The sequence below is a fragment of the Streptomyces sp. 796.1 genome (genome assembly GCF_047525675.1).
In the GTDB taxonomy this organism is placed as follows: Bacteria; Actinomycetota; Actinomycetes; order Streptomycetales; family Streptomycetaceae; genus Streptomyces.
The window spans coordinates 1-7,462 of sequence record NZ_JBLIWA010000088.1 but is presented as its reverse complement, the minus strand read 5'-3'; the positions used below and the strand labels follow the sequence as shown (position 1 = coordinate 7,462).

Below are 7,462 nucleotides of genomic sequence, written 5' to 3'. Positions count from 1 at the left end.
CCCCGGCGCAGGCCCACGACGGCCCGTCGGCCCACGACGGCCCGACGGCCGCTGGCGACCCGGGAGCCGGGGCGGCGCCCGGCGCACCGCGCCCGGTGGGCGAGTGTCGGGTGCCGGCCTACCCCGCGGCCGAGCGCGCGGTGCGCGCGCTCGCGGAGGCCGTGCGGTACGCGCACTGGCGGCAACAGGCCGCCGAGCCCGGCCGGGTCCCCGAGTACGACGACATCGACGAGGCCGGCGCCGGTGCCGACATCGACGTCCTGCTGGCCGCCCACGCCCACGAACAGCAGGAACCGGCCCCCGCGCAGAGGGCCCCGGCACCTGCGAACCCGGCCGACGCCGGGACCGACACCGGCGCGACCGACGCCGCCGCGCCGGCCGACTCCGCGGCAGCCTCGCCCCCGACCGCCGGCGCCCAGCCCGCCGCGCGCGCCGACGCCCCTGCGCCGGGCGCCACTGCCGCGCCAGACACCGCCCCCGAACCGCGCACCACAGGCGCACCGGCCACCGCGACCGGCGCCCCGTCCTCCAGCCCGGACGGCGCCCCCGGGCCCGCGGGGGCTGCCGCACCGGGCCCCGCCCCCGCCGGCCGCGTACGTCCCCGGCACCTCCCGCGCAGCTTCGCGCTCTCCGCACCGGACGCCCAGCGGCTGCTGGCCCGCTACGGCATCAGCGTGCTGCCCGCGCTGCCCGCGCCGGACCCGGACAGCGCCGCCCGGGCCGCCGAGCGGCTTGGTTATCCGGTCGCCCTCAAACCCACGGCGCCCCACCTGCGCCACCGGGCCGACCTCGGCGCCTTCCGGCTCGACCTCGCAGGCGAGGCGGAACTGCGTCGCGCGTACGCCGAGTTGACCGGGCTCCTCGGCGGCGCCGACGAGCTGCGCCTGGTGGTGCAGCGGATGGCGCCGCGCGGGGTGGACACGGTGGTGCGGGCAGCGATCGACCCGGCCGCCGGGGCGGTGCTCTCCTTCGGCCTGGCCGGTGCCCCGTCCGAACTGCTCGGCGACACCGCCCACCGGCTGATACCGGCCACCGACCGCGACGTGTCCGAGCTCGTCCGATCGGTCCGTACGGCTCCGCTGCTGTTCGGCTGGCGCGGCGCGCAGCCGGTGGACACCGCTGCGCTGGAGGAACTGCTGCTGCGGGTCTCCCGCCTGGTGGGTGACCACCCCGAGGTGGTCGCCGTCCACCTGGAACCGGTGGTCGTCGCGCCGCACGGGCTGTCCGTGCTCGGTGCCTCCCTGCGCCTCGCCCCGCCCCCGGTCCGCACGGACGTCGGCCCGCGCCACCTGCCCGCGTACTGACGGCTGTCGCCTCTGGTGGCCGGCAGTCCCGCAAACCTGCAAACCCGCAGCCCCGTACCAGCGCCCCACCCCCGGGCCCCGCGCCCACAGCGCTCATCCCAACCCACCCCACCCCACGAAAAGCCCCACAGCGCCGCCTCCGAGCCGTCCGGAGGCCGCTTTGGGGTCGCCTCCCGGCCGCCTCCGCGCCGCCCACGTGGCGGTGCGGTGCGGGGCCGGTGTCGGCGGCGACCCACGAGGGGATCGGGGGCGGTCGCGCCCCGTAGGATGGGAGGCATGGCGAAGACCGGTACGACGACCCAGGGGCTGCGCGCGGCGATCGAGCGCAGCGGCTACTACCCGGCCCTCGTTGCCGAGGCGGTCGAGGCCGCCGTCGGCGGCGAACCGGTGGTGGCGTTCCTGGTGCACCAGGAGACGACCTTCGACTCCAACGAGGTGCGCCGACACGTCACGGTGCTGGTGCTGACCGGCACCCGCTTCATCGTCAGCCACACCGACGAGCAGGCCGCCGACGACAGCTCCGCCACCCCGTACGCCACGACCTCCACCGAGTCCGTCAAGCTCAACCGGATCTCCTCGGTGGTGCTGAGCCGCGTGGTCGCCAACCCCGAGTCCTACACCCCGGGCACGCTGCCCCGCGAGGTGGTGCTCACCATCGGCTGGGGCGCCGTCAGCCGGCTCGACCTGGAGCCCGCGAGCTGCGGCGACCCCAACTGCGAGGCGGACCACGGCTACACCGGTTCCTCCACCGCCGACGACCTCTCGCTGCGGGTCAGCGAGGCGGGCGACGGGCCCGACAGCGTGCGCCAGACCCTCGCGTTCGCGCAGTCGCTGTCCGAGGCGACCACGGCCACCGACCGCTGATGGCGGGATTCGGCGCGGGCCCCGTGACCAGCGACGCCTGGCCGGACGACCCGGCACAGGACGCGATCTTGGACCTGGCGACCGCACCGCTGCCGCAGTACGGCACGGGTGCGCTCAGCGACCTGTTGCCGGCCGTCGTGGTCGGCCAGGAGGTGCCGGGGCTGAGCGGTACGCCGGGGCTCGACCTGGCCCCGGCCGACCGGGTCTGCGTCTTCCTCATTGACGGACTCGGCTGGGAACTGTTGCGCGCCCACCCGGCCGAGGCCCCGTTCCTGACCTCGCTGCTCGGCACCTCCCGCAACGGCACCGGTACCCCCCTCACCGCGGGGTTCCCCTCCACCACGGCCACCTCGCTCGCCTCGGTCGGCACGGGCCTGCCCCCGGGCGCCCACGGCCTGCCCGGCTACACCGTCGCCGATCCGGCCACCGGCGCGCTGATGAACCAGCTCCGCTGGCACCCGTGGACCGACCCGCACGCCTGGCAGCCCTACCCGACCGTGTTCCAATTGGCGCACGCGGCCGGCGTCCACACCTGTCAGGTCTCGGCGCCTGCGTTCGAGCGCACGCCGCTCACCCAGGTCGCCCTCAGCGGCGGCACCTTCCACGGCCGCCTCTCCGGCGAGGAACGGATGGACCTCGCCGCGGCCCAGCTCGGCGCCGCCGGCCGCACGCTGGTCTACACGTACTACAGCGAGGTCGACGGCAAGGGCCACCGCTTCGGCGTGGACTCCGACGACTGGCGTGGCCAGCTCGCTTACGTGGACGGCCTCGCCCAGCGCCTCGCCGAGCAACTCCCGCCGCACGCCGCGCTGTACGTCACTGCCGACCACGGCATGATCGACCTGCCCTTCGACCCGGAGTCGCGCATCGACTTCGACGAGGACTGGGAGCTGCGCGCGGGCGTGGCCCTGCTCGGCGGCGAGGGGCGGGCCCGGCACGTGTACGCGGTGCCCGGGGCAGCCGCCGACGTGCTCGCCGTCTGGCGCGAGGTGCTCGGCGACCGGATGTGGGTGGCGAGCCGGGACGAGGCGGTGGCCGCCGGCTGGTTCGGGCCGCCCGGCGCGGGCGTGGACGAGCGGGTGTACGGGCGGATCGGCGACGTGATCGCGGCGGCCCACGACGACGTCGCCATCGTGGCCAGCCGCACCGAGCCCAACGAGTCGGCCATGGTGGGTCTACACGGCTCGATGACCCCGGTCGAACAACTCGTTCCGCTCCTCGAAGTCCGTACCTGACGTCCGTACCTGACGCCTGTTCCCGACACTTGTTCCCGACGACTGTTCCCGTTCCTGCTCCGCCGGCCGTTCCCGACGACCGCTCCTGGCGTCCGTCCTGACGGCCCGCGCGGTCGGACGGGGCGGGGCAGCAGGAAGGCGTGCCGTACCGTGCTGCGCGCAGGGTCCGCGCGACGAGCAAAGCAGCAACGGGCCGCCGTTCGGCGCGGCAGGCTCCCGCTGCGCCGCGCCGTCCGGCGGGAACAGCGCCCCCGCCGGACGCCCACGACAACCGAAAGGTCACTTTCCCCCATGCCCGAACTGGTCTTCTTCTCCGGAACCATGGACTGTGGGAAGAGCACGCTCGCCCTCCAGATCGAGCACAACCGCTCGGCCCGCGGGCTCCAGGGCATGATCTTCACCCGGGACGACCGGGCGGGGGAGGGGCGGCTCTCCTCGCGCCTCGGCCTCGCGACCGACGCGATCGAGGCCAGCGAGGGCTTCGACTTCTACGCCTACGTCGTCGCCCGGCTGAGCGCGGGCGGCCGGGCCGACTACCTCATCGCCGACGAGGCACAGTTCCTCGCCCCGGAACAGATCGACCAACTCGCCCGCATCGTCGACGACCTCGAACTCGACGTCTTCGCCTTCGGCATCACCACCGACTTCCGCAGCAAGCTCTTCCCCGGCTCGCAGCGCCTGGTCGAACTCGCCGACCGGATCGAGGTGCTCCAGGTGGAGGCGCTGTGCTGGTGCGGCGCCCGCGCTACGCACAACGCCCGCACCGTCGGCGGCCAGATGGTCGTGGAGGGGGCCCAGGTCGTCGTCGGCGACGTACACAAGCCGGATGTGACGAGGGAATCCGGTACGGACGGGCTGCCCGCCGATGCTCAGGAAGCCCACTCGGCCGACGGCGCGACCACCGCGGAGCGCACGCCCGAGGTCGGGTACGAGGTGTTGTGCCGGCGCCACCACCGCCGCCGCATGACCGCGTCCGCGGCCCGCGCCGCCGCGCTCTCCCCGGAGGTGCTGCCCGTCGACGCCCCGGTGCACCCGACCGATGCCGCGCCCCGTTCTGCCGACGCCCCCGCGCGTGCCGCCGGTGCTGCGGCGCCTTCCGCCGTACGGGCCGGAGCGGCCACCCCGGCCGGCGCCGCGCTGCCGACCGCCACGCCGTGACCGTCCGGGGCCACCTCGTGACCATCCGGGCCATGCCGTGACCACCCGGGCCACGCCGCCGGCCCGGTAGGCGCGCGGGGGCACCGGGCGCATCGATCCAGCCCGTACCGCGTCCCGAATCACGTCCCGGCCCGCGGCCCGCGCGGCGTCCCCCGTGACGGCCTGACCGCGGCCGTCCGCCGTCGCTCGCCGCACCGTGCGTGCCGTCCCGCCGGGATCCAAGCGCCCCGTCGGAGGTGGCCGCGCGAGGCGCGATCCGTGCGCGGGGCCAGGGCGCGGTGCGTCGGCGTACGTCGCGGGAGGGGCGGCGGGTCGACCCGTCGTCTGGCGCGGTCGTCGCCGGGCCCGAAGGCCACCGGCCGCGCCCACCCGCCACCGTTCCCGCACCGCCACCGTTCCCGCACCGCCGGCGTCACCGCACCACCGCCGTCCGTGCACCGCCACGGGACCCCGCCTGATGCGTACCCTGGCCACCACGCCCACCTCGGGCAGCCCCCGAAGGCAGGCACCGGATGCGTGTCGCGCGCCCGCGCGCAGCGAAGCCACCACGCACACCACTTGCGCGCCGTCCGCGCCGTACCGCACACCGCCCGCGCCACGTCGCGCCCAGGCCGCGGCGGCCCGAATCCGCACCGCGTGCTCCGTGCCGACTGCCGCGACCCGCACCCGCCCGGCGTGCAGCACCGGGATGCACGAACGCCCGGCCCCGGTGTGCGGCGAGCTCAGCGGCCCGTATGCGCCCGGCACCCGGCCCCGGCACGCACCGGCGCTCAGTGCTCCGTGTGCACCAGCGTGAAGGCGGCCCCCTCCGGGTCGGCGACCTGCACGCTGCGGCCGGTGGCGGTGTCCGCGGGGTCGTGCAGGACCCGGCCGCCCAGCACCGTGACCCGCTCTGCCGCCTCGTCCGGGTCCTTGACCTCGAAGTACGTCATCCAGTGCGCGCCGGACTCGGCGCGAATCCGGTGGCCCACGCCGTGCATGGCCGCGACCGGCCGGCCGTGCACCGTCAGCGTCACGTAGTCCTCGTCGGCTGCGGTCACCGGCTCGACCTGGCAGCCGAAGACCGTCCGGTAGAACGTGTCGACGTGTTCCGTCTCCGACGTCAGCAACTCCGTCCAGACCGGCGTGCCGGGCTCGCCGCCGCCCTCGCTGCCGAGGTGCAGCCGTGCCTGCCAGACGCCGAACACGGCCCCCAGCGGATCTGCGGCGATCGCCATCCGGCCCTCTTCACCTGAGTCCAGCGGGCCGACCGCGACGGTGCCGCCGCAGCACCGGATCTGTTCGGCCGTGGCATCCGCGTCATCGCTGGCCAGGAACGTCGTCCAGGCCACGGGAAGGTGCAGCCCCGGCGCCATCTCGCCGATCCCGGCGACCGGCCGACCGTCCAACAGGGCCCGTACGTAAGGGCCGAACTCGGAGGGCCCCGGCTGGAACTCCCAGCCGAACAGGCCCCGGTAGAACTCCTGCGTCGTGGCGAGGTCGTGCACCATCAGACTCGTCCAGCAGGGTGTGCCCGGGGCGCGCCGCGCAGGCTCCCGGCCGCTCAACCCGGCCGTTGCCCCGGAACCTTCCCTCATCCCGCGTACGGGCGGTGCGCCCGGGCTGACCCCGGGGTGGTGCCACTCGGGGGACTGCCGTGCCTCGGTCATCGTCTCTGTCTCCTCGAAGCGTCGTCGTGTGGCCTGATACCCCGCGCCGCCGCGGGCACGCGGGGGTGTAACGGGACGGGTCTGCTCAGATGCTCGCAGTAGTCACCGCGGCGCGTTCCACCGACCGCGCCGCACGCACCGGACTCCCCAAGGAGAATGCCTGGTTTGATGCCTCGCGCCCGAATTGATGGGGTGGCGGGTCGGTGTCGTCCGGTCGTACGCGAGATTCGGCGTGATCTGTACGGTGCGTGGCCGATGGAGCGAAGATGAGCCCTATGAACGCCATCGTCTCCGCGACCGAACTCCTCGCCGAACTCGCCGGCCCCCAGCCGCCCCTGCTGCTCGACGTCCGCTGGCAGTTGACCCCGCCGGGGGGCCGCGGCACGACGCCGACCGGCCGTGCGGACTACGAGCGGGGGCACCTGCCCGGCGCGGTCTTCGTCGACCTGGAGGCCGAACTCGCCGGCCCGCCCGGCGCTGCGGGCCGACACCCGCTGCCCGACCTGGAGGTATTCGGCGCGGCGATGCGCCGGGCGGGGGTGCGGGCCCAGCGTGCGGTGGTGGTGTACGACGGGGGAGCGGGGCCGTCGGGCGGCTGGGCGGCGGCGCGCGCCTGGTGGCTGCTGCGCTGGGCGGGCCACCCGTCGGTGCGGGTCCTGGACGGTGGCCTGGCCGCCTGGACCGCCGCCGGTGGGCCGACCGAGACCGCCGTCCCGTCCCCGGCCGCCGGCGATTTCACGCCACGCCCGGGCGGGCTGCCGCTGCTCGACGCGGACGGGGCGGCCCGACTCGCCCGGCGCGGCCTCCTGCTGGATGCCCGCGCCGGTGACCGCTACCGCGGCGAGGTGGAGCCGATCGACCCGGTCGCCGGCCACATTCCCGGCGCGGTCTCCGCCCCCACCAGCGAGAACGTCACCGAGGACGGCCGCTTGCGGCCGGCCGCCGAACTGGCCGAACGCTTCGCCGCACTGGGCGCGACGGAGGCGGCCGAGGTCGGCGTCTACTGTGGCTCGGGCGTGTCCGGCGCCCACCAGGCGCTGGCCCTGGCGGTGGCCGGGGTGCCGGCGGCGCTGTACGTGGGCTCCTGGAGCGAGTGGTCCGGCGACGCCTCCCGCCCGGTGGCCACCGGCGCCGAGCCGGGCTAGCCGTACCCGCCGGGCCGAGCGGCGGCGCGGCGCGCACGCTAAGGCGGGACCGCCGTCGGCGCGCGCCGGCGCCCGCGCCCTCCCGCTGGGCAGGGCGTGCGCACGCC

5 protein-coding genes and 1 pseudogene are annotated in these 7,462 nt (G+C 75.9%); 5 read left to right on the top strand and 1 reads right to left on the bottom strand.

Annotated features, from left to right (window positions below; translation table 11 throughout):
* From ACMA1D_RS31705 to ACMA1D_RS31690, 4 genes and pseudogenes are all read left to right on the top strand, one after another.
* The coding region (locus tag ACMA1D_RS31705; RefSeq protein ID WP_414727426.1) for an acetate--CoA ligase family protein at positions 1–1,304 on the top strand (1,304 nt) is incomplete at its 5' end.
* A 276-nt stretch (positions 1,305–1,580) separates the two neighbouring features.
* Positions 1,581–2,168, top strand: coding sequence for a DUF5998 family protein (locus ACMA1D_RS31700; RefSeq protein WP_414727425.1), 588 nt, complete (start codon positions 1,581–1,583; stop codon positions 2,166–2,168).
* Positions 2,168–3,403 (top strand): alkaline phosphatase family protein, encoded by a 1,236-nt coding sequence (locus tag ACMA1D_RS31695; protein ID WP_414727424.1) that lies wholly within the window; start codon positions 2,168–2,170, stop codon positions 3,401–3,403. The genes ACMA1D_RS31700 and ACMA1D_RS31695 overlap by 1 nt, the downstream gene beginning before the upstream one ends.
* A 291-nt stretch (positions 3,404–3,694) precedes the next feature.
* Positions 3,695–4,423, top strand: a pseudogene (locus ACMA1D_RS31690) (thymidine kinase); the annotation flags it as partial.
* Between the two features lie 908 nt (positions 4,424–5,331).
* On the opposite strand, the gene ACMA1D_RS31685 reads toward ACMA1D_RS31690, so the two are convergent.
* Entirely contained in the window at positions 5,332–6,138 is an 807-nt protein-coding gene (locus tag ACMA1D_RS31685; RefSeq protein ID WP_414727428.1) for a VOC family protein, read from the bottom strand.
* A 347-nt stretch (positions 6,139–6,485) separates the two neighbouring features.
* On the opposite strand from ACMA1D_RS31685, the gene ACMA1D_RS31680 reads away from it, so the two are divergent.
* Complete coding sequence (locus tag ACMA1D_RS31680) at positions 6,486–7,355, top strand: sulfurtransferase (protein WP_414727427.1); 870 nt, start codon at positions 6,486–6,488, stop codon at positions 7,353–7,355.
* The last annotated feature ends 107 nt before the right edge of the window (positions 7,356–7,462 follow it).